16 protein-coding genes are annotated in these 21,862 nt (G+C 70.0%); 8 read left to right on the top strand and 8 right to left on the bottom strand.

The window, feature by feature from the left end; translation table 11 throughout:
- Nucleotides 1–12: 12 nt before the first annotated feature.
- Together ACN469_RS04975 and ACN469_RS04970 are read left to right on the top strand one after the other, a co-directional pair.
- Nucleotides 13–1,485, top strand: a complete 1,473-nt coding sequence (locus ACN469_RS04975) for an SAVED domain-containing protein (RefSeq protein ID WP_498764645.1) — start codon at nucleotides 13–15, stop codon at nucleotides 1,483–1,485.
- Between the two features lie 12 nt (nucleotides 1,486–1,497).
- Nucleotides 1,498–1,881, top strand: coding sequence for a hypothetical protein (locus ACN469_RS04970; protein WP_498764643.1), 384 nt, complete (start codon nucleotides 1,498–1,500; stop codon nucleotides 1,879–1,881).
- A 689-nt stretch (nucleotides 1,882–2,570) separates the two neighbouring features.
- Here the strand turns inward: ACN469_RS04970 and ACN469_RS04965 are convergent.
- Together ACN469_RS04965 and ACN469_RS04960 are read right to left on the bottom strand one after the other, a co-directional pair.
- The gene (locus tag ACN469_RS04965; RefSeq protein WP_498764642.1) at nucleotides 2,571–2,900 is read right to left on the bottom strand and encodes a DHCW motif cupin fold protein; all 330 of its coding nucleotides are present in this window, start codon (nucleotides 2,898–2,900) and stop codon (nucleotides 2,571–2,573) included.
- Nucleotides 2,901–3,001: 101 nt separating this feature from the next.
- Nucleotides 3,002–3,958 (bottom strand): alpha/beta hydrolase, encoded by a 957-nt coding sequence (locus ACN469_RS04960; RefSeq protein ID WP_498764640.1) that lies wholly within the window; start codon nucleotides 3,956–3,958, stop codon nucleotides 3,002–3,004.
- A 410-nt stretch (nucleotides 3,959–4,368) separates the two neighbouring features.
- Between ACN469_RS04960 and ACN469_RS04955 the strand changes: the two genes are divergently transcribed.
- Nucleotides 4,369–8,964, top strand: coding sequence for a hypothetical protein (locus tag ACN469_RS04955; RefSeq protein WP_498764638.1), 4,596 nt, complete (start codon nucleotides 4,369–4,371; stop codon nucleotides 8,962–8,964).
- A 32-nt stretch (nucleotides 8,965–8,996) separates the two neighbouring features.
- Nucleotides 8,997–9,380, top strand: coding sequence for a hypothetical protein (locus tag ACN469_RS04950; protein WP_498764636.1), 384 nt, complete (start codon nucleotides 8,997–8,999; stop codon nucleotides 9,378–9,380).
- An 81-nt stretch (nucleotides 9,381–9,461) separates the two neighbouring features.
- Here the strand turns inward: ACN469_RS04950 and ACN469_RS04945 are convergent, their stop codons facing one another.
- Together ACN469_RS04945 and ACN469_RS04940 are read right to left on the bottom strand one after the other, a co-directional pair.
- The gene (locus ACN469_RS04945; RefSeq protein WP_498764634.1) at nucleotides 9,462–10,115 is read right to left on the bottom strand and encodes an SDR family oxidoreductase; all 654 of its coding nucleotides are present in this window, start codon (nucleotides 10,113–10,115) and stop codon (nucleotides 9,462–9,464) included.
- Nucleotides 10,116–10,196: 81 nt separating this feature from the next.
- Nucleotides 10,197–11,396, bottom strand: a complete 1,200-nt coding sequence (locus ACN469_RS04940; RefSeq protein ID WP_498764632.1) for a phospholipase D-like domain-containing protein — start codon at nucleotides 11,394–11,396, stop codon at nucleotides 10,197–10,199.
- 155 nt (nucleotides 11,397–11,551) lie between these two features.
- Between ACN469_RS04940 and ACN469_RS04935 the strand changes: the two genes are divergently transcribed.
- The 4 genes from ACN469_RS04935 to ACN469_RS04920 all read left to right on the top strand — a co-directional run bounded on the left by ACN469_RS04935 (nucleotide 11,552) and on the right by ACN469_RS04920 (nucleotide 17,361).
- Complete coding sequence (locus ACN469_RS04935; protein ID WP_498764630.1) at nucleotides 11,552–12,094, top strand: DUF2378 family protein; 543 nt, start codon at nucleotides 11,552–11,554, stop codon at nucleotides 12,092–12,094.
- A gap of 37 nt (nucleotides 12,095–12,131) precedes the next feature.
- Nucleotides 12,132–12,791, top strand: a complete 660-nt coding sequence (locus ACN469_RS04930; RefSeq protein ID WP_498764628.1) for an exopolysaccharide biosynthesis protein — start codon at nucleotides 12,132–12,134, stop codon at nucleotides 12,789–12,791.
- A 150-nt stretch (nucleotides 12,792–12,941) separates the two neighbouring features.
- Nucleotides 12,942–16,484 carry a protein kinase domain-containing protein gene (locus ACN469_RS04925; RefSeq protein WP_498764626.1) on the top strand — a complete coding sequence of 1,181 codons (3,543 nt, stop codon included), beginning with the start codon at nucleotides 12,942–12,944 and terminating at the stop codon, nucleotides 16,482–16,484.
- A 46-nt stretch (nucleotides 16,485–16,530) separates the two neighbouring features.
- Entirely contained in the window at nucleotides 16,531–17,361 is an 831-nt protein-coding gene (locus ACN469_RS04920) for a class I SAM-dependent methyltransferase (RefSeq protein ID WP_498764672.1), read from the top strand.
- Here the strand turns inward: ACN469_RS04920 and ACN469_RS04915 are convergent.
- From ACN469_RS04915 to ACN469_RS04900, 4 genes are read right to left on the bottom strand one after another with little or no spacing between them, the layout of a single operon-like run.
- A complete protein-coding gene (locus tag ACN469_RS04915; protein WP_498764624.1) occupies nucleotides 17,351–18,187 on the bottom strand; it encodes an SDR family oxidoreductase in 837 nt (278 codons plus the stop codon). The genes ACN469_RS04920 and ACN469_RS04915 overlap by 11 nt on opposite strands.
- 25 nt (nucleotides 18,188–18,212) lie before the next feature.
- Nucleotides 18,213–18,971: a lysophospholipid acyltransferase family protein gene (locus tag ACN469_RS04910; RefSeq protein ID WP_498764622.1), complete on the bottom strand. Its 759-nt coding sequence runs from the start codon at nucleotides 18,969–18,971 to the stop codon at nucleotides 18,213–18,215.
- The gene (locus tag ACN469_RS04905; protein WP_498764619.1) at nucleotides 18,968–19,936 is read right to left on the bottom strand and encodes a 3-oxoacyl-ACP synthase III family protein; all 969 of its coding nucleotides are present in this window, start codon (nucleotides 19,934–19,936) and stop codon (nucleotides 18,968–18,970) included. Before ACN469_RS04905 ends, ACN469_RS04910 begins: the two co-directional genes overlap by 4 nt.
- The gene (locus ACN469_RS04900) at nucleotides 19,933–21,852 is read right to left on the bottom strand and encodes a patatin-like phospholipase family protein (RefSeq protein ID WP_498764617.1); all 1,920 of its coding nucleotides are present in this window, start codon (nucleotides 21,850–21,852) and stop codon (nucleotides 19,933–19,935) included. The genes ACN469_RS04905 and ACN469_RS04900 overlap by 4 nt, the downstream gene beginning before the upstream one ends.
- Nucleotides 21,853–21,862 lie beyond the last annotated feature (10 nt).

Genomic DNA, 21,862 nt, shown 5'->3' with positions numbered 1-21,862 from the left:
GGGGCGGTTGACATGGGCGAACAGAGCGCATCCCGACTCGAAGGAGACCGGTACCAGTACCTGTATGGCTGGTACGAGCTGCTCCACCTTCTCGATGAGGACTGTCCCTTCGAGTGTGGCTACATCGAGCACCCCGACGCGGGAGCCGCGGACGATGTCACGCTGCACGCGAGGGAGGGCTCGGGGGTGGCGAGTCGCTACGTGCAGGTGAAGTGGCACGTGGACCACCGGAGCCAGTACTCGTTGGACTTGCTCTGCGAGGTGCCTGGAGGAAGAGGGCGCTCGTTGTTGCACAAGCTCTTCGCGAGCTGGCGGAAGCTGCGCGAGCGAGGGCTGGTGGAGGTGTGGCTGGTGAGCAACTGGGGCGTGGAGGAGCGACTGGGGCGCTATCTGCGAGGGAGGGACCATGCGCTCACGCCGGAGTTCTTCACCGAGTCACGGCCGGGCTCGTTCAATGAAGGGAGCACGCGCTGGGGGGCACGGTGCGAGGCGACGTTGGAGGAGCTGCGAGGGTTCTTCGGGGACCTGCGCTTGCGGCTCGGGCACGCGAGCATTCGCGACTTGGAGGCGCAGGTGGACGTGCGCATGGACCAGCTCGGGTTGCGGCAGGGCGTCAACCCCCGGGCCAGTGTGCTGGACGGTCTGCGCGAATGGGTGGAGGTGTCGGGGGAGGCCAAGCGGGTGACGCGGGATTCGTTGAGGGAGTTCCTGGGGGCGCGGGAGCTGTTCGCACCACATGACGGAGGGCCCACGGTGAGCCTGTGGATTCACGGGTGGGCGCGTCGGAAGTGGGAGCGCGCGCCGACAGAGGAGCTGGACTGGACGCCGTACTTCGACAGGGAGACGCGCGGGCTTCCGGACGAGACGGTGTGGCGAGAGAAGCTGTTGCCCGAGTTGCGCGCGGCGAAGCAGCGATTGGCGGACCGGCCGGAAGGGGCGCTGGTGGACTTCCGGGGCAAGCTGCCACTGAGCCTGTCGCTGGCGGTGGGCTTCCACTTCTCGGAGGCAGCTGGTTTCCGCGTCCGTGCCGAGCAGCTCACGCGAGGAGAGACGTTCCTGTGGCGCTCGGACGAGGGGGGCTCGGAGCGCCGGTTGCGCGCGGTCGAGCGTGAGGTGGGCTCGGAGGGGAAGGTGTTGTTGGTGATGTTCCAGCTCACGAACGACGCGCATGTGGACCTGGAGCGCTTCGAGGCGGAGCACCCGGGTGTGTATCGCGCCGTGCTCGTCTTGGAGCCGGAGGGAGGACCGGGCGATGGAGCAGTGACTTCGGCAGGGGACGCGGTGGCCTTCGCGGTCCAGGCGCGGGAACTGATTCGACGCGCGAGGAATCGATATCGGGCTGCGAGTACGCATCTGCTGCTCTACGCGCCGTCGGCGTGTTGCCTGTTCCTGGGGCAGCGGCTCAACGCGGTGGGGCCGGTGGTGGTGCACGAGCGCACCGCGGATGAACGCTACGTGCCCGCGTTCACGCTTCAGACGGGGTAAAGAGCCACACCCATGGGCAGATACGCATCCCAGGTCGCGCTGGGCGTCATGTTGTTCCCTGGCGTGTGCTGGGCAGAGGTGCTGGACAAGCAGCAGGTTCCCTGGGAGCCCGCTCCGGTCCTGGCGACTCTCGTGATGTCCTCGCTCTGTGCCCTGCTCGTGCTCTGGCGCGGAGGAAGGCTGTGGCGAGTGGCCTGCGTGCTCTCGGTTCTCTGGGCCGTCGTCTGGCTTCAGGACGACTTCTTCAGCGCTGACGTCGGCCCCGTCCTCCAGGCCGAGCTCTCTTTGACCGAAGCACGGACATACCTGGGCTTCTTGCTCGTCGAGGCCCTGCTTCCCGCTGTCGTGACGCTGGGAGGGCTCTGGCGAGGGCGCCTGCTCCCGCGGAGGGGCTGAATCAGGCAGCAGTCGATTCGTGCCGAGGTGTCCTCGAACTGGCCGAAGGACTACGACGGGACCTGCTCGGGAGTTCCGTCGCGCGCTCAGTGACGACGTGTCGGGAGGCCCAGTGCCTCACGGAGTGCTCGGAGGGCCGCGTCTGGAGAGGTGAAGGCAAGGGTGCTGAGCCGCGCCAGTTCTGTTTCGTCCATGGCCGCGAGGCGCTGCTCTTCCTCGGAGGACACCGTGAGTTCTCGGGTTCGCGCGAAGGTGACGAGGGTCCGAGCGCGATCTCTGGTTCGTTCGAGGACTCGTTCCTGCGCGCGCAGTTCTTCCCAGAAAGGTGAGTCGATCATGATGCTCCTCAAGGATGGGCTGAGCCGCTCGCTTCCGAAGCGGCGTGACGTAAGGGTCCAGGACGACGAGCAAATCCAGCCTCTCTTGCGATGAGATATCCTTGGCTTGTCGCAAGCGCTCCTCGGCCCAGGTCGCGCGCTCGGGCCCGGCTCGTGCATCCAGGACCGAGAGCGGCACGAGTCCGGTGGCCGCCTGGAGGGCTGGCTGGGAGAAATCCACCTCCCAAAGCCGTACAACCAAGAAATCAAAGGCAAGCACCTGCCGGCCTCGACAGTGGACAGGTAGGGCGGACGAGCACCTTCTGCTTCCGGGACGACCAGGAGGACCACGGGCAAAGCCTCTCCGTGACGTCAGTCCACGATGAAGAGCTTCGCCCCTGTCTCGGTCGATGAGCGGTGGGCTCCGTCGTCATCCGCGACCTGGTAGCTCATCATCGGCCCGAGCTCGAAACGCCGCCCATCCTTCAACTCCGTGAGCAGCGTCCCTTCGAGCACGAGCAAGATATGTCCCCGGCTGCACCAGTGGTCCGCCACGTACCCCGGTGTGTACTCGACGAGCCGGACCCGGATGTCTCCCGCTTGGAGCGTTCGCCAGAACGCCTTGCCTGTCTCCCCGGGATGCTCCGTGGGCTGAAGCTTGCTCCAGTCCGTCGTGCAGAAGGGGATGTTCGAGATTTTCAAAAGAGACTCCTTCCAGATGCGAGGCTGTTGCGACAGGAGACTGACGGAATGACAGGCGCGCCTCGGCCGCCCAGATGGACGGCCGGGCACCCCACCCGCGACTACTTCGCGTCCAGCGCTCCCGCCCAGATGTCCTTCACTCCTCCGATATGGTCGAGCGTGCAGTACGCGGCTCCAGCAGTGACGTTCTCCTCCAGCGGCACCGCGAACCCGCGGTACGCCGTCACACTGGCCTGGATGTCCGTGAGGTGCTCGTACTGGTCGCCGTACGAATAGAACAGCTTCGTCGGCCCACGCACCTCGGGCCGCGTGCTGTCCCAGTCCAGCGAGCCACTCCACGGCGCCTCTCCACCGCACCCCAGCGCATAGATGCCGCGATAGCGATTGCCATACTTCGGCAGGAAGCTCGCCGTGAGGAGCACCGCGCCACCCGAAGACCCGCCGAACAGGATGGGCTCGTTGTTGAGGTCCCACCTCTTGCGCAACGTATCGATGACCTCCGTCAGCGCCCGCGCGTTGTCCCCCGCCACATCCCGGTCCGCCTCCGTCGGGGTGTCCGTGCACGTCGTCAACGAAGGCTTCGTCCACCACGCGCACTTGTTCGGCGCGAGCGCTGACACATAGAGCGTGTCGTGGTCGAACGCCCACGGGGCCTGCAGCCTCGGCGCCGTGTTCCCCGTGTGCGCTCGAGCCCCGTCACCATGCAGGTAGATGGCCAGGTTCATCGGCACGGGGACGATGCCCACGCGAGGCTCCACGATCTTCAGCTCGACGCCCGCCACCTGCGCGACACAGAACGTATAGGTCTGGTTGTTGGACACCACCGTGCCCGTGCTGTCACACGGCAGCTTCCCCGTGCCGTGCGAGCTGCCCGCATCCGGCGAGGGCCCCGTCCCTCCATCCGAGCCCGCATCCGTCCCAGCATCCGCTCCCGCATCCGTGCCATCGGGAATCCCCGCGTCCGCGCCGCCATCCGTCGTGGGCGGTACCGGGTCGGGGTCGTCCGAGCAGGCAGCGAGAGACAGCGTGAGCAGGGCGGCGACGAGGAAACGATGCATGGGCGGTCTCGGGCGAAGAATGAACAAGGACCCCAAACTACCGCGTCCCCGACGCCCCGAGCCGCTGTTCACCACCCCACGTTCCGCACAGCGAACCGGACAACCTGGTTGGTTTGATGTGACTCCCTGAATTCTGGTGAGGCCATCCCTCGGGCCCTCGGGCTGTGCGGGCGACCCACCCCAGACGCGGTGCTGGCAAGACAGCCTTCACCCGGCGCCGCCGCAAGCAGTTGCGCCAAGGCCATGCCAGTCCATGCCACCCAACCAGGCAAGGCTGTCGGTGTTGAGCGCCTGTTTCCAGATAGGCCTCATTCGGCAACTATCCGCGGCGCGATCGGAAGTCGGGACGTAACCCGGAGCCTGCCTTCTCGATAATAGGGTGTCAGGTCTGACGAAAAGGGGATTGTTCCATGGGCGGTCTGTCACCCACGGGTGGTGGTTCAGGTTCGAGCGCGGCAGCGGCGGCGGAAGCAGCACGTCGCGCCGAGGAAGCTCGCCAACGAGCGGAAGCAGCGCGCAAGGCGGCTGAGGCCGCACGCAAGGCCGCGGAGGCAGCCCGCAAGGCCGCTGAAGCCGCACGCAAGGCCGCGGATGCCGCACGCCGTCAGCAAGCCGCCGCGCAGAAGGCCGCCGCCGACGCGCAGAAGAACGCGCAGAAGCCCGGCCAGAAGCCCGAGGAGGCGCAGAAGACGAAGACGGAGGCCGCCAACGCGGAGAAGGCCAAGCTGGCCGCCGCGCAGAAGACCGCCGCCGCGGAGAAGCAGCTCCAGGCCGCCGAGGAGAAGGTGGCCCTCACCGCGAAGAAGGCCGAAGAGGCCATGGGCAAGGCGAACACCGCCGCCACCCAGGAGAAGAAGCCTCAGCCGTTCACGCAGAAGGACATCGACAGCGTCAAGCCTCAGAAGAACGAGCTGGTCTCCGCCTTCGAGGGCACCAGCCGCAAGGCCGAGCTGGAGAAGCTGCTCGGCACCGCCGCGCCGCCGAAGGCCGAGGCCCCCGCGCAGCAGCCCGTCGCGGCGGGCGACAAGCCCCCCGAGGCGCTCAACGCGGTGGACGCCAAGGACGTCCAGGACGCCACGAAGCTGAAGGACGGCGAGAAGTTCAAGGACCCGTCCTCCGGCGCGACGTACGACGTGAAGAAGAACGCCCTCACCGGCGAGACGCAGCTCTCCGACGCGAAGAGCGGCAACACCGTCACCATCAAGCCGGACGGAAGCTACACGTCCACGGTGACGGCGAAGGAGGCACCGAAGGACGGTGGCACGCTCGAGACGTCGTGGACGAAGTCCGCGGACGCCAAGGGCAAGACCACGAGCCTGGAGTCGCGCAAGAGCCAGACGACGCAGAGCCCGGAGACGGGCGCCACCACCACCACGTCCACCACGAAGTTCAACCCCTCCACGTCATTGCCCCAGTCGCGCGCCGAAGAGGTGCGGATGGAGAAGCCCTCGGCGGCGCTGGTGGGACGGCCCGGCACGCCCCAGGGCCCGACGACGGTGACGACGGACACGGAGTTCAACGCGCAGGGCCTGCCCGCCAAGCAGGTGAAGAAGACGGAGATCCACACTCCGGGCTTCGACGCGAACGCCGTCAGCGACTTCGAGGCGAAGCAGAACAAGGCCCTCAACGACGCCTCCAAGGGCGAAGACCACCACGACACGAACCGGGACCCCACCTCCCTCAAGCCCGGCGAGTCCAGCCTCACGTTGACGGAGGAGACGCGCTTCAACGCGAAGGGCGAGCCCGCCACCTCGACGCAGAAGACGGAGTCGGTGTCCACGCAGCCGCTCGCGTCGGACAAGAACGGCAACGGCGTGCAGGTGGCGCGCAGCCAGCAGGAGGTCACCTACGGGCCCAAGGACGCCGCGTCCGCGGACTCGCTGCCCGCGCTCACCCGGCAGACGCAGGGCAACATCACCAGCAACACCACCGTGACGGGGTATGACCCGGACGGCAGCCGCTTCGACGACGGCTACGCGAACCGGACGCAGACGTCGTTGAAGTCCTCCGGCACCGTGGGGCCCGACGGCCAGCTGCAGATGAAGCACGAGCCCACGGAGGTGAAGAGCCTCCAGGAGGCGGACGACAACCGGTGGAAGTACGACCACGTCGAGTTCGAGACGGGCGCCGACGGCAAGATTGCGTCGGGCGCGAAGCCCAAGGAGCTCGACAAGGAGCGCCAGCTCCCCTGGTACCAGGACGCGAAGGACTTCGTCACCGAGGGCCTGAGTGACCTGGCGGGCATGGCGGGAGACTTCGCCAAGGACGCGCTGGGCTTCGCCAAGGACGTGGTGCTCAAGCCGATTGATTACGTCATCGACCAGGTGACCGCGCCCATCGAAGGCGCGGTGGCGGACGAAATCAAGAAGCTCAACAGCGCCGGCGACACGCTGACGTTGAGCGGCAACCTGGACGTCAAGGTCGGTCTCAAGGCGGGCATCGAGGGCGAAGTCGAGGTCGAGAAGACCTCCGACGGCAAGTACCAGCTCTCGGCCGAAGTGACGGGTGACGTGGGCGTGGGCCTGGTGGGCTCGGCGTCCCTGTCGGCTGGTGGCCGCATGGAGATGACGTTCGACACGCCGGAGGAGGCGGCCAAGGCGGCCGTCATCCTGGGCAAGGGGCCCGCGGCGCTGGCGTCCGGCGGCGAGGACCACAAGTTCCTCCTCGACCACCTGTCGGCCATGGAGGTGAACATCGGCGCGGAGGCGGAAGCGGGCCTCGGCGGCAAGTTCGGCCCGGCCAGCGCGGAGCTGTCCGCCAGCATCGGCGCGACGACGAGCTTCCGGGTGGAGTTCGAGAAGGGCAAGCCCACCAACCTGGTGCGGTCGCTCGAAATCGAGGGCTCCGGCGCGGCGAGCATCGCCGGCGGACTCAAGGGCGCGGCGGGCCTCAACCTCGGTGGCGAAATCACCGGCTCCGTGAGCCTGGAGACCAGCATCCCGCTGGACGCGAGCAAGCTGGACGCCAAGGACGTGCTGGCGTTCCTGGCGAGCCCGGGCACCGCGCCGTTCGCGGGGCCCGCGGAGACGAGCATCTCCGTGGAGGGCTCGGTGGACGCGGGGCCGAAGGGGCAGTTCTTCACCGCGGAGATCAGCGGGCTGAAGGGTGAGCAGCTCCAGCAGGTGACGAAGAACCTGATGGACGGGAAGTTCGACACCGCCTTCGAAGGCGTGGACGTGGATGCACGGTTCACCACCGGCTCGTTCACGGACCGCGAGCTGGCCGTCGGCGCGAAGCTGGGCGTCGTCGACTTCGAGCTCAGCGCTCGGCACCGCGACGTCACGGCCGAGGGCGGCAACGGCGGCGCCGGCACCACCGTCAGCCTCGGCGGACGCCGACGCCACGGCAGCGATGGGTCGAATGGCTCGAACGGGTCGAACGGCACCAATGGCTCGAACGGTACGAACGGGACCAATGGCTCGAACGGGACCAACGGTACGAACGGCACCAACGGTACGAACAAGCCGAAGCCGGGCACGACGACGAGCCCCGGCACCACGACGACGAGCCCGGGCACTCCGACGGGTGGACCCGAGCAGACCGGCCGTCCTCCCCAGAACACGGTGGAGAACAGGCCCACGACTCCGACCGAGTACCGGGTGAACCCGGCGACGGGACAGCTGGTGCCCGTGCCGCCGACAGCGACTCCCACGCGGCCCGAGGTGGGGACCGACAACACGGGACGTCCTGCCGTGCCCGTGGTGCGCAACCCGGAGCTCCAGGGCCGCACGACGCAGGTGCGCTACGACAACGGCAAGGTGCACATCGAGGCGGGCCCGGACGCGACGAAGGAGGACATCCAGGCGCACATGGAGACGGCGCGCGTGCTCCAGCGCTACGAGGGCACCATGGGCAAGGTGCGCCAGCTCATCGACAAGGTGAAGCAGGCCATCACCGGCATGCCCGGCTACGGCAGCCAGGGCTTCGAGTCCAACCTGGAGGTGCAGAAGCTCTCCGGCATCCTCAAGAACCTGGAGGCCACGCAGGCCAGCCTCACCGAGGCGGTCTCCGGCGCGGCCGGCAAGACGACGCCCGCGACGGCCGACCAGCTCAAGGACCTGGAGGCGCGCATCGCCAGCGTCGAGCGCCAGCTCACGCAGCACGCGGGGCAGGTGGACTCGGTCGACAAGGGCCGCGGCTTCGTCGCCATGCTGGATGACGTCTCGCGCCTGAACGCGACGACCACGGGCATGCAGGATGCGCGCGACCACCTGGCGAACACGAACTTCGAGGACCGCGCCAACGTCAATCAGGCGGCGCCGGTCAACCTGACCAACGGCAAGAAGGTGGACCCGACGACCGCCGTGGTCGCGCTGGAGGCGAGGCCGGGAACGGCTCCTCTCGACAGCAAGACCAAGGTCGAGGTGCTCAACGCCGACGGCACCACGTTGGGGAAGGTCAAGTTCAACGCGAAGGACGGCTTCCTGCTGCCGTCTGAGCCGAAGCCCGCGCCTCAGGTCCGCGTCACGACGAGCGACGGCAAGAGCTTCACGTGGACGCCTGGAGACGAGCCGCCTCCCGGCTACCGGCTCAACATCCGGTCCTCGAGGCCCTTCCGCGAGGCCGGGTTCTCGGGAGGCCACACCCGCGAGGCCTGGAACGAGACCGTCGCCACCTATGGCGACAAGATGGAGACCACCCAGGAGCGCAAGCTCGGCTTCCGCCTGCCCGGTGAGACGACCGACATCGACGTCAGCGTCATCAACTACAAGTACGACGGCCAGGAAGTCGCGGTGCCGAAGACCCTCTTCGAGGGGCCCGGGTCTGAAGCGCTCTCCCGCTTCGAGAACCAGCTCTACCAGCACGCGTCGGATGCACTGAAGAACGCCGGTCCCAACGACCGACTGATTCCCGTGGACGTGCCCGTCGTGGATGCGTCGGGCAAGCCCACCACGGTCAAGGTGATTGTCGCGCGCGACCCCGACCCCACGGGAGCGGGCATCGGGAAGATCAACAGCTGGTGGGTCTCCGAGGAGAACCTCTCCAACCCCCAGCTCAAGCGTTGAGGTGAGGCCAACCCATGCTAGCTAGAACAGACATGCGCACCGTTCGCCCAGCAGGACCGATTCTCGACGTCAGTGAGGACCCGAAGAAGGTCATCAGTGATTTCCTCGGCTATGCGCTCTCCTTCGGGAAAATCACGGGGCACTCACCCGCGGAGACGCTCGCCGAGCGGTTCTCTCCGCAAGGCAAGGGGATGACCGTCCCGGACGTCTTCCTGGCCTATCGCCCGGAGGGGCCGGATGACCTCCCGCCCGAGTTCACCGAGGCGGGCTCGCCGGACCTGAAGGGCAAGGAGACGTGGGTGCTCACCCGCCTGAACTTCGGTCGGCTGTCCGTCTCCGAGCTCGTCGATGGCCCGGAGCTGCGGCACCTGATTCAGGAGGCGCTCAAGCTGAACTCGGAGCGCGCCCCGTCGTAAGCACCGCCCTGGTGCGTTGAGCAGGAAGTGCAGGCGGTCCTCCCGGAACTCGAGCCCGGGGGGACCTTCCGTCGACCGGGCTCACGCTCCGGTCGACGCCACCTCGTTCCACAAGCTGTCCCCTTCGAGCACCGTGTTCAGCGGTGCTCGCTTCACGGCCACGTGCAGCAGCACCGCGGCCAGCTGGTCCAGGTGGATGGGGCGCAGTCCGCCCAGCAGCGGCAGCTTCGAGAGCGTGCGCAGCAGCGCGGGCGGGCGGTGGTACTCGCCCTCGAACGCGGGCGGGCGCACCACCGTCCAGGCGATGCCGCTCTCGCGCACCAGCCGCTCCGCCTCCGCCTTCGCCTTCAGGTACGCCCCCACCGGCCGGCCCGCGCCCACCGAGCTGAGCAGCACCAGGTGGTCCACGCCCGCGTGCTTCGCCGCCTCCACGAGCTGCCTCGTGGTGCCGATGTCGCTCGTCTCGTAGGTGTCTCCCGACGCGAAGCGCTTGCGCATGGTGCCGATGAGCTGGAGCACCGTGGTGCTGCCCTTCATCGCCTCCGCCAGCGGCGCGCCGCTCGCCAGCTCGACGACGGCCTTGCGCGGCCAGCTCTTCGCGGGCTCCGTGTCCGCGCTCTTGGGGCGCACGTGCGCAATCAACGGCACGTCGCGCGCCAGGGCCTGCTTCACCACGTTGCGCCCCGTGGCGCCCGTGGCTCCGGCGACGAAGAGAAGGCGGGATGGCTGCGTCATGGGCGGCGGCTCCGGCGGCAGGAAGAGGGTGGCCCCTCTTTCAGCACACTGGCGCGAAGCTGCCCAGCGCTCCGCTCATCCTCAGCGCCGCACCTGTCCGGTGTCGCCCACCTCGCGCGCGTGTGACAGGTCCTCCAGGAAGAAGGCCTCCATCTGCTTCGCGGCGTTGAGGTCCTCCAGCACCAGCGAGCCCTCCTCCAGCACGTTGAAGGACAGCGGGTCGTAGTTGATGGAGCCCACCAGGACGAGCCGGTCATCCACGAGCATCGTCTTCGCGTGCATCATCGAAGGCTGGTACTCCCACACCCGCACGCCCGCCTCCAGCAGGGAGGCATACGTCGCCCGCTGCGCCACGGTGATGATTCCCTGGTCGTTGAGGTCCCCGGGCGCCAGCACGCGCACGTCCACGCCCGCGCGCGCCCGCTCCTGCAACAGCTCCGACAGCGGCCCGTTCGGCGTGAAGTACGACTGGGCAATCCACAGCCGCTTCGTCGCCGCGCGCACCATCAGCTGCGTCAGCCGCTCCGCGCGCGTCACCTCCGGGTTCGCCGTGCTGCCCACGAAGGCCGCCCAGCCCGCGCCCGCGTCGTCCAGCCCGGGCACCGGCTGCGCCAGCGTGGGGAAGTCGCTCACGGGCAACAGCTCCCCCGTCGTCTCCTGCCAGTTCTCCGCGAACGCCTGCTGCATCTGCTCCACCACCGGGCCCACCACGCGCGCGTTCGTGTCGCGCCACTCCGTCTCGCGCAGGCCCTCGCCCAGCCACTCGTCCTGGATGGCCAGCCCGCCGGTGACGCCCACGCGTCCATCCACGACGAGCAGCTTGCGGTGGTTGCGCGCCAGGTTCTCGTCCGCGGGCAACGGTCGGAACAGATGCGCCCGGCAGCCCGCGGCCTCCAGGCGAGGCTTCACGTTCGTCTCGAAGCCCGCGCTGCCCAGGGGGTCCACCAGCACGCGACACGTCACCCCCGCGCGCGCCCGCTCGGTCATGGCCTCCACCAGCCGGTCCGACGCACGCCCCGGTCGCCAGATGAACATGACCAGGTGCACGGAGGAGCGCGCGCGGCGAATCTCCTCCTCCATGACGTCGAAGACGGCGCCGTTGTTGGCCCACGTCAGCCGGTTGCCCGGCGCCATGCGCACGCCCACCGTCTGATACAGCGCCACCGCGAAGTCCGGCCCGTGCGAGCCCACCTCACCCGTGAGCTGGAACGGCTTCGGCCGCTCCTTCGTGCACGCGACGGGACACCCCGTCAGCACCGACGCCGCCACCAAAAAGGCCACCCACCCGCGCATGCGCCTGCGAGATAGGCACGCGCACCCCCTGGGTCATCCCGGAGGACGAGACAGATGTTCACCCGTGGATGTTTCAATCCGCCTCGAATTCGTCAACCTGCCGGATGCGGAGCGCGCTGTCCTGTGCGTAGCATCCGCCCGCCTTGGACACCCGCGAGCCTCTCGTCTTCCCCCAGAGCTTTGAAGGCCTCATCCGCGCGTTGGGAGACCAGCTCGATGAGCGCTGTGTCGGCCGGCTCAAGCAGGTGGGCATCGACACGAAGGGGCGCCTGGCGCCCGCGTATCCGCTGGAAGTGTGGCTGGGCGCGCTGAAGGTGGCCGCCGACACGCTGGCGCCGCAGATGCCGCTGGAGGAGGGCGCCGCCGTCGTGGGTCGCCGCTTCGTCGAGGGCTTCGGCTCCACGCTCATCGGCAGCGCGCTGCTCACCACGGTGCGCCTGTTGGGACCTGAACGGATGCTGGCGCGGATGACGCGCAACCTGCGCACGGGCACCAACTACCTGGAGGCCACGCTGGAGCCTCGGGGGCCCGGGCACTACGCGCTCACCTGCCGGCCCGTGGTGGTGGCGGGCTTCTATGTGGGCGTGTTCCTCGCGGGACTCGAGGCGAGCGGCGCTCGTCACCCCTCCGTGCAGGTGGTCCGTCGGGAGGGCGAGGAAGCGGTGTACGACATCGCCTGGAGCTGACCCAGGGCCGTCGGGTCGTGGTAGTCAGCGGGCGTCCATGTCCACGCCCTCGTCGTCCTCGCCCTCCGCTCAGTTCTCCGACACCCAGACCCAGCTGTCCGCCACGTTGCGGTCCCTGGCGGCGCGGTTGCCCGAGTCGCTCACCGTGCGCGAGCTGATGCAGGCGTGTGGTGAGCAGGGCCTGCTGCTCTTCTGCTGCATCCTCACCTTCCCCTTCCTCCTGCCGGTGTCCGTGCCCGGCGTCTCCACCGTGTTCGGCGCGCTCATCGTCCTCATCGGCGTGGGCGTGACGTTCAACCGCGTGCCCTGGCTGCCGCGCAAGCTGCTGGACAGGAAGCTGGCGCGCGCGTCGCTCCAGCCCGCGCTGGAGAAGGGCGCGGACGTCTTCACCAAGGTGGACCGCTTGAGCAAGCCGCGGCTGCTCGTGCTCACCCACGGCGCCAGCACCAACCGCTTCAACGGCTTCATGCTGTTCGTCGCCGGCGTGCTGCTGATGGCGCCGTTCGGCCTGATTCCGTTCAGCAACACCCTGCCCGCGCTGGCCGCGCTGTTCTTCGCCATCGGCATTCTTCAGCGTGACGGTTACGCCATCCTGGCGGGCCACGGCATGACGCTGGGCACCATCGGCTACTTCGGCGCGCTCATCTTCGGCGCCGTCCAGGGCGGCCGGGGCCTGGCGAGCCTCATCGGCCGCTGAACATTCCAGCAGTCGGGCCCTCCTACCCTGGAGGGCGGTGGAAAGGTTGTCCCGTGGCGGGTGTGTAACAACCCGTGTATCAGCCGGGGGAAAGCAACCCCCCGGATAACCTGAATCTTCGTTATCATGCCGGCGGGCGGCCCCCCGCACATGCGTTCAATCCCACTGGATGCGACACAGCCTCGGCTCGAGGACCCGGCGCGCCGTCTGTTCGACGGTGAGGTCATCGGTGGGCGCTACCGCATCGCCGACTTCCTGGGGCGGGGTGGTGCGGGCACGGTGTGGCGGGCGCAGGACTTGCTGAACGGCCCGGTGGCCATCAAGCGGCTGCACAAGACGGTGGAAGACCTGGTGAAGGCGCCGCCGGGTGAGAACACCCCGTCCTCCGCCGCGCGCCATGAGCTGGCGCTGTCACTGGCTCACGAGTTCCAGACGCTGGCCTCGGTGAGACATCCCCATGTCATCAGCGTGCTCGACTACGGCTTCGACGCCGAGCACCGGCCGTACCTGGCCATGGACCTGCTGGAGGATGCGCGGCACCTGGTGCAGGAGGGCGCGAATCAGCCGCTCGACGTGCAGGTGGACCTGCTGGTGCAGACGCTCCAGGCGCTCGCGTACCTGCACCGCCGGGGCATCATCCACCGCGACCTCAAGCCCGCCAACGTGCTGGTCGCGCGCGGGCAGGTGAAGGTGCTCGACTTCGGGCTCGCCGTGGGGCGCGAGCAGGTGCACCGCGCGCAGCCGGGCGGCACGCCGGGCTATCTGGCGCCGGAGCTGTTCGAGGACGAGCCTCCCTCGGAGGTGACGGACCTCTTCAGCGTCGGCGCCATGGCGTGCCAGATGATTTTCGGGCGGCTGCCCTTCGACGGGAAGGCTCCGCCCGCGCCGCCGGACTTCCCGGAGGCGCTCCACGAGGTGCTGGACCGGCTCGTCTCCAAGGACTCGCGGCGCCGTCCTCGCAGCGCGGACGAGGTGATTGCCGCGCTGTGCGCCGCCACCCGTCGTCCCGTGCCCTCCGAGTCCGTCACCACGCGCGAGAGCTTCCTGCAGGCCGCGCGCTACGTGGGCCGCGCGCGCGAGCTGTCGCTGTTGTCCTCCGTGCTGGACGCGGCGCTCCTGGGGCGCGGCAGCGGGCTCTTGGTGGGCGGAGAGAGCGGGGTGGGCAAGTCGCGCCTGCTCGACGAGCTGCGGCCCCTGGCGCTGGTGCGCGGCGCGGTGGTGTTGCGCGGCCAGGCGGTGGCCGCGGGCGGCAGTCCGTATCAGGAGTGGCGCCCGGTGCTGCGCTGGCTGTCCATCCTCACGCCCTTGGATGACCGCGAGGCCAGCGTCCTCAAGCCGCTGGTGCCGGACCTGGAGCTCATCCTGGGGCGCGCGGTGCCGGACCCCGCGGAGCTGGGCGCGGAGATGGCGCAGGCGCGCCTGCTGCAAGTGGTGGAGGACATCTTCGCGCGGCTGACGCAGCCCACGGTGGTGCTCCTGGAGGACCTGCACTGGGCCCACGCGGAGTCGCTGCTGCTGCTGTCGCGGCTCGCCGCTCGCGCCACGGGGTTGCCGTTGTTGCTGTTGGGCAGCTTCCGCGATGACGAGGCCCCCACGCTGCCCACGCAGCTGCCCGGGCTGGACGTGCTGCGGCTGCCCCGGCTGGACGCGGTCGAAATCGCGGTCCTCAGCGAGTCGATGATTGGCCCTGCCGGAAGCAGGCCGCACCTGGTGGAGCTCTTGCGCCGCGAGACGGAGGGCAATCCGTTCTTCCTGGTGGAGGTGGCGCGCGCGCTGGCGGAGGAGGCGGGCGGGCTGGACAGGCTGGGCGACATGCCGCTGCCGGAGCGCGTGTTCGCAGGTGGCGTGCGACGGCTGGTGCGGCGGCGGCTGGAGAAGGTGTCCGCCAGCTCGCGCGACCTGCTGCGCGTGGCCGCCATCGTCGGGCGTCAGGTGGACGTGACGCTGCTCAAGCACGCGGCGCCCGGCGTGGACGTGGAGCGCTGGCTGTCGTACTGCGCGGCGGCGGCGGTGCTGGACGTGGCGGACGGGCACTGGCGCTTCGCGCACGACAAGCTGCGCGAGGGCGTGCTGGAGGAGCTGGCCGCGGCGGAGCGCCCCCTCTTGCATCGCCGGGTGGCGGAGGCGATGGAGGCCGCGTATCCGGATGGCTCCGAGCGGACGGCGGCGCTCTGCTACCACTGGGGTGAGGCGGGCGACTCCGCGCGCGAGGCGGCGTATGCGCAGCGCGCGGGCGAAGAGGCCTTGAGGGTCGGCGCCTGTCGCGAGGCGCTGCCCTTCCTCGCGCGCGCGTTGGAGCGGGTGCCCGCGCGCGACTCGCTGCACCTGGGCCACCTGGAGGCGCTGCTGGCGGAGGCGCGCTTCCAGTTGGGGGAGCTGGCGGCGTTCCGGGGGCATGCGGAGCGGGCGCTGCGGCACTTCGGCTGGCCGGTGCCCACCACGCGCATGGGCTGGGCCGTGGGCACGCTGGTGCAGGTGGGGCTGCGGCTGGCGCAGAGCGCGCGCCCTGACGCGTACGACGTGGAGACGGAGGAGCGGCGGCGGGTGCGCCGTGTCGCGGGTCGGCTGCTGATGCGGCTGACGGACGCGTTCATCTACGGGCAGGAGGCGCTGCCGGTGCTCTGGGCGGGCCTGCGCATGCTCAACCTGTGCGAGCCGGCGGGCGCGTCGTCGGAGCTGGCGCGCGGCTACACCAACATGGCGGTGGTGGCGGGCACGGTGCCGGTGCGCCCGGTGGCGGAGGCGTGGGTGGGGCGCGCGCGGGACGTGGCCGAGCGCATGGGCAACCCCGCGGACCTGGCCTACGTGCTGTGTCGCAACGCCGTGTACTCGGCGTACATGGCCAGGTGGGCGGAGGCGGAGGCGTGGCTGGAGCGGGCCATCGGCATCGTCGACTCCGTGGGCGACTTGCGGCTGGCGGAGGAGTGCCGCGCGCTGCTCACGGTGGTGTCGTGCTACCAGGGGAAGTTCCAGCGGGGCCTTCCGCTGATGGATTGGATGGAGCACTCGGCGCGCCGTCGCGGGGCGCTCCAGACGCAGCACTGGGCGCTGCACTACCAGGGGTACATCCACCTGCGGCTGGGGGAGCACGAGCGCTCGCGCGCGGCCCTGGAGCAGACGGTGGCCTGGACGGAGGCGCAGGGCGGCCTCACGGACCGCATCATCCTGGACGGCACGCTGGCGCTCCTGCGGCTGCGCGAAGGGGATGCGGCGGGCGCGCGGGTGGCGGCGGAGAAGGCGCTGGCGAAGCTGGTGGCGGGCAAGTCGGTGGCGCACTTCATCTACTTCCCCGTCACTGCGGTGGCGGAGGTGCTGCTCACGCTGTGGGAGCGCGAGGGTGGCCACGACGTGTCGCTGATGGAGAACGCGCGGGCGGCGTGCCGCGCGGTGGAGAGCTTCGCGCGGGTGTTCCCCTTCGCGGAGCCCGCGGCGAAGCTGTGGCGCGGGTGCGAGGCGTGGCTGTCGGGTGATGCACCTCGCGCGTACGACGCGTGGCGCGAGTGTGTCGCCGTGGCGACAGCGAAGGAGACGGCGTACGATGAGGCGCGCGCGCGCTTCGAGCTGGCCCGACACCTGCCCTCCGATGACCCGGCGCGACGGCTGCATCTGACACGCGCGCTGGAGCGCTTCGAACAGATGGGCGCGCGAGACGACCTGGCCCGGGCGAGGGTGCTACAAAGTCCGGGTGCGTAGCGGATTGGAAGAAGGGGACGTCGCGGAGCTGGCCTGCCCGGACTGCATGGGGACCTTGGTGTTCCACGGTCAGCAGGACGAAGGCCGCCTGTCGTGGGGCTGGCTGCGCTGCGGAGGCTGTGGCGAGGCGTGGCCGGTGAAGCGGGGCCTCGCGCGGCTGTACCGCGAGGAGGCGGTGCGCGGCACGGACCGGCTGATGCGCGTCATCTACGACGGGCTCCCGGCGCTGCATGACCCGCTGACCACGGTGCTCACGCCGCTGCTCCAGTCCGTGTCCGAGTCGAAGATGCGCGCGGGCTATCTGCGCCGCCTGGAGCTGGGCGCCTTGCGTCCTGGCGAGGACGGCGCGCCGCCGCGCATCCTGGAGGTGGGCGTGGGCGCGGGAGCGAACCTGCCGCTCATCCGCCGCGAGCTGGCCTCCGGACAGGAGGCCGAGGTCTGGGGCGTGGACCTGAGCGAGGGGATGCTGGGGCGCTGCCAGCACCGGCTGCGCAAGGGGAGCTATCCGGGCGTGCGGCTGATGATGGCGGACGGGCACGCGCTGCCGTTCCCCTCGGGCATGTTCGACCGGGTGTTGAGCGTGGGAGGCATTGGCGGCTATCGCGACCCGGCCGCGGGCCTGCGGGAGCTGGCGCGCGTGGCGAAGCCGGGCACGCCCGTGGTGGTGGTGGACGAGCAGCTGGACGCGGCCCGCAGGCCCTCGCTCCTCCAGCGCGCCGCGTTCCGCGCGATTACCTTCTACACGCGCGACGCGCACTGTCCCCGGGAGCTCTTGCCCTCCCGCGCGACGGACGTGCTGGAGGAACAGGTGTCGCCGTTCTTCTACTGTCTGCGCTTCCGGATGCCGACCCTCGCGGTGGCCCCCGTCACGGGTTGAGCACCAGGTCCAACAGGCGCAGCGTCATGCCGCCCGAGTAGTCGATGGTGGCGCCGTTGAACCAGCCAGCCTCGTCGCCGGTGAGCACGCTGACGAAAGTCGCGACCTCCTCCAGCGTGCACATGCGTCCGGCGGGGTTCATCCGCGCGTGGGCCGCCTCCAGTCGCGCCAGGGCCTCGGGGGAGTACACGTGCTTGAGCGCGGGCGTGAGCACCGTGCCGAACTTGAGCAGGTTCACCCGGTGCCCCTTGCCGCCCAGCTCCATCGCCAGGTAGCGCACGTACATCTCCAGCGCCGCCTTCGACGCGCTGATGAGCGCCGTGTTCGACAGGTGCGTCTCGTCCAGCGAGTTCTGCAGTCCGAGCAGCCGCGCGTTCGGCGCCAGCATGTCCCCGGCCACCAGCGCCTGCGCCCAGTACACGAACGAGTGCGCCATCGTGTCGAACGTCCTGCGCATGCGCCGCGCGTGGAGCCGGTCCTCTCCCTCCGACAGGAATCTCCCCACGGAGGCCCCCGCAATCGAGTGCACGAAGAGCTTCACCGAGCGCGGCCCCGCCACCTCACGCAAGGCTTGCACCCCCGCCTCCGCCGCCTCGGGGGTGGAGGCGTCCGCCTGCCACAGGAGCGCGCGCCGCCCCGCCTCCCGCACCTGCCGCTCCACCTGCGCCGCGCTGTCCACGTAGCGGCCCCGGTGCACTCCGAACACGTCCAGCCCGGGCTTGCGCGCCACCGCGTTGGCAATCGCCGCGCCCGTTCCCGATGAGGCCCCCAGGATGAGCGCCCACTGTCGCTCTCCGGTGCCTCTCTCCTCCTCCGAATCGCTCATCGCTCCGCTGCCTTCCCTGCTTCGCTCAGTCCATCGTCCCGGGCCGCCGGCCGCGTGCCCGGTCCAGCAGTGCCTGCACGGCGCCTGCCACTTCCTGGTGTGCTCCCAACATCGACTCCCTGTCGCCCGCGTCGAAGCCCGGCTCCAGATGACGCGTCAGCGGCTCTCCCACCCACTGCGTCATCTTCACGGGGAAGGGCAGCGACAGCGGCCACACCCCCGTCGCGCCCAGCCCCAGCCACAGCGGCATCCGCGCCGGCATCCCCACGCGTCGCCCCAGCGCGTACCCGTCATTGAGGCCCACGTAGGCGTCATCCATGCCGCTGCCCCCCACGGGGACAATCGGCAGCCGGTAGCGCACCGCCAGCCGCAGGTAGCCCAGCCGCTCTCCCCAGCTCACCCGGTAGCGATGCCGGAAGCTGCGACAGCCCTCGCGGGTGCCACCGGGTTGCAACAGCACGTGCTCACCTCGCGCCACCGCCTCCGCCAGTCGGGGGTCGTCCTGGGTGATGAAGCCCAGCCCGTCCACCACCGCGCGCATGCCGGGGATGCGCTCGAACGCGCCATGCGCCACGCCGTGCGGCAGGTAGCCCAGCTGCTCGTGCAGCGTCACCGTCAGCATGCACAGGTCCACCGCGAGCGGCCGCCCGTGATAGCCGACGATGAGCTTGGCCCCCGGACGCAGGAGCGGCTCCAGGTTCACCACCTCGTAGCGATGGTAGCGCCGCAGCCACCCGAAGGTGCCCAGCCACGCGGCGAGCGGCAGTCCGCCAGCGCGCTTCATCCTCCCACCTGGTACAGCACCGCGCCGTGCGCCACGCCCGCGCCCACGCCCACCATGAGGATGCGGTCGCCGGCCTTCACCGGACGGGTGCGCAAGAGCCGGTCCAGGCTCGTGGGCAGCGACGCGGAGCCCACGCTCCCCACCGTGTCCACCACGCGCACCCCGCGCTCCTCCGCCACGCCCATCGCGTCCAGGACGACCTCCAACATCCTCCCGTTGGGTTGATGTGTCAGCACCCACTCCACGTCGCGCAAGTCCACCCGGGCCTCTTCCAGGACGGTGCGTGAGGCGCGCAGCAGCGCGTCCAGCGCCACGCGCGTCATCGCCTTGTTGGGCGTCAGGAAGCGCATCCGCTCCGGCTTGCCCGTCGCGTGAGGGTTCTCCAGCACCACGTCCGCGGGCAGCGTGCCGTCGTTGCCCAGCGCCACGCCCAGCACGCCTTCACCCTGTCGTCCGGCCCCGAGCACCGCGGCGGCGGCGGCGTCCCCCAGCACCAGGTAGGGCCTGGGGTCGTCCGGCGTCGTCGTGCGCGACAGCAGCTCCACGGAGACGATGCCCACCGGCCCCAGCCCCGTCGCCACCGAGCGCGCCGCGAGGTCGAACGCGCTCAGGAAGCCCATGCACGCGTTGCTCAGGTCCATCGCGTCGCAGCTTCCGGACAGGCCCAGCGCCGCCGCCACCCGGTTCGCCGTGGCGGGCGTGGTGACGTCGCCGCCCATGGACGAGACGCAGAAGATGCGCCGCAGCGCCTTCGCCTCCAGCCCCGCCGCCTCCAGCGCGCCGCGCAGCACCTGGGCCGCCACGTCCGAGGCCTTCACTCCTGGCGGCGCGAAGTGGCGCGTGCGGATGCCCGTCTTGCGCAGCACCTCCGTGGCGTCACGGCCCACGCGCGCGCACAGCGCCTCCGTCGTCACCGCGGGGCCGGGTTGCAGGCTCGCTGTTCCCAGGATTCGCACGGGAATCATGCGGCCTGCTGCCCTCCGCTGCGCCGCCCATGGGGACCGCAGTGCAGGCGCATCTGCTCCCAGTGGGCCTGGAGGTCCTCGAGCTTCCAGGCCAGGGCTTCATCCGACGCGGCGCGCTTCAGGATGTCTCGCGCCTTGCTGAACTCCATCGCCGTCCGCAGCGGGGTGTCCGCTGACCGGATGTCGTAACTCACGTCCGCCATCGAGCTCTCCGCGTCACCGCTGTGATGCAACAGCAACACACCGCTGGCGATCAGGTCCAGCGCCCTCGATACAGGATTGAGCCCCGCGAGGAAGCGGCCCACACGGGTCTCCGGCATCCAGGCTGTCGCACGCAAGCCGAAGGGGAAGATGTTGCTGGAGAACACCAGGTCCGCGCCTGCGCTCACCAGCACGCTCGCGGGCACCATGCTGGTGAAGGCGCCGTCCACATAGCGTGCGGGAGGCACCAGGGTAGGAGCCCAGAGTCCGGGTGCGGAGCCGCTCGCGCGCACTCCGCGTGCCACGGGGCCCCTGTCCAACGCCACGCACTCGCCGCTCGTCAGGTCCGTCGCCACCGGCAGGAAGCGGATGGGCAGCTCCTCCAGCCCCACGTCGCCCAAGTCACTCGCCACCAGGTGCTCGAGCGAGTACGTGGTGACGACGGCCGCCATCGCCGCCAGCGACAGCCTGTGGCTCATGGCCCGCTCCTCCAGTCGGTGCAGGCCCCCCAGGCCGCTGTGCCCGTCCAGCGCGGTGCCGCAGAAGTACGCCCCCACCAGCGAGCCCATGCTGGAGCCGCTGATGAAGTCCACCGGCACGCGGTGCTCCACCAGCCAGCGCAAGATGTGCACGTGGTAGAAGCCCCACACGCCGCCGCCGCTGAGCGCCAGCCCCACGCGACGGTGGGTGATGGCCCGGGCCCAGCGTGACAGCGCGTCCCGCTCGGCGGGGCTCAGGCCCACCTCCTTCAGCGGCCTCGCGTCCACCTCCAGCGCGGCCAGCCGACGCAGGTCCACCCGCAGGCGACAAGGTGGCAGGACGTGGGCATCCTTGCGTGGGCCTTCGTGCGGTTGGCCTCGCAGCTCGGTGTCCCGCGTCGGGTGCTTCGGGTCGATGACCACCGTGGGCAGCACCCGGTGCTTGCCGGAGCGGGAGACGCGCGTGTCCTCGTGGCGCGTCACCAGCCGCACGTGTTTGTCCACCAGCGGCGCGTCGCCCGCCACCCGGCAGCCGTCGAGGAAGACGTAGTGCGGGTCGTGCTCCCGGGCCAGCTCGCGCAGCCGCTCCACGCTCAGGCGTCCCGGCGCACCGGGCTCGGGCGCCGCCACCGTGGCGCGCAGCACGCCGTCCGCGCCCTTCACCGGCAGCTCGTCCGAGCCCGGCTCCGCGGTGCGCACCAGTAACACCCTGTCCCTGAAGTCGTGGGTGATGACCTTGGCCACCAGCTCGATGAGGCGGGACAGCGGCGCGTCTCGCACCTCGCTCGCGAAGGTCACCACCTCCACGTGTGGCAGCGGGTCCTCTTGTTTCGGTGGCTCGGCGTGGACCAGCAGCCGCTTCAGGTCCTGTCTCAGCCCCGCGCGCGCCTGCACGAGCGTCCACACGCCGTCGCGTGGAAAGAAGAGGCCCTTGCAGGACGTCGCCGCGCGCGCGGTGACGGAGTAGTGGCCGCCCATCAGCGCCTCGAACCCGAGCGGGGTTCCAGGGCGCAGTGTCAGCAGCAATTCGCCGTCACGGTGTGCCTCCAGCTCTCCTTCCAGCAGCAGGAAGAAGCCGTGGGCCTCCTGGCCCTCCTCGCACAGCACCGTGTCCTTGGCCCATGTGACATCCCAGGCCACATCCAACATCTGGAGGAGCACGGTGTTGCTGGTGTGCCGCAACGCGGGAGCGCGCTTGAGCGCGTACAGCCGACGACGCTGGACGTCGAGGGGCATGGAGCGGGCC

Source organism: Corallococcus terminator (assembly GCF_049194865.1).
In the GTDB taxonomy this organism is placed as follows: Bacteria; Myxococcota; Myxococcia; order Myxococcales; family Myxococcaceae; genus Myxococcus; species Myxococcus terminator_A.
Note: the sequence above shows the minus strand (reverse complement) of the source record. Positions and strands in the feature narration are given on the sequence as shown.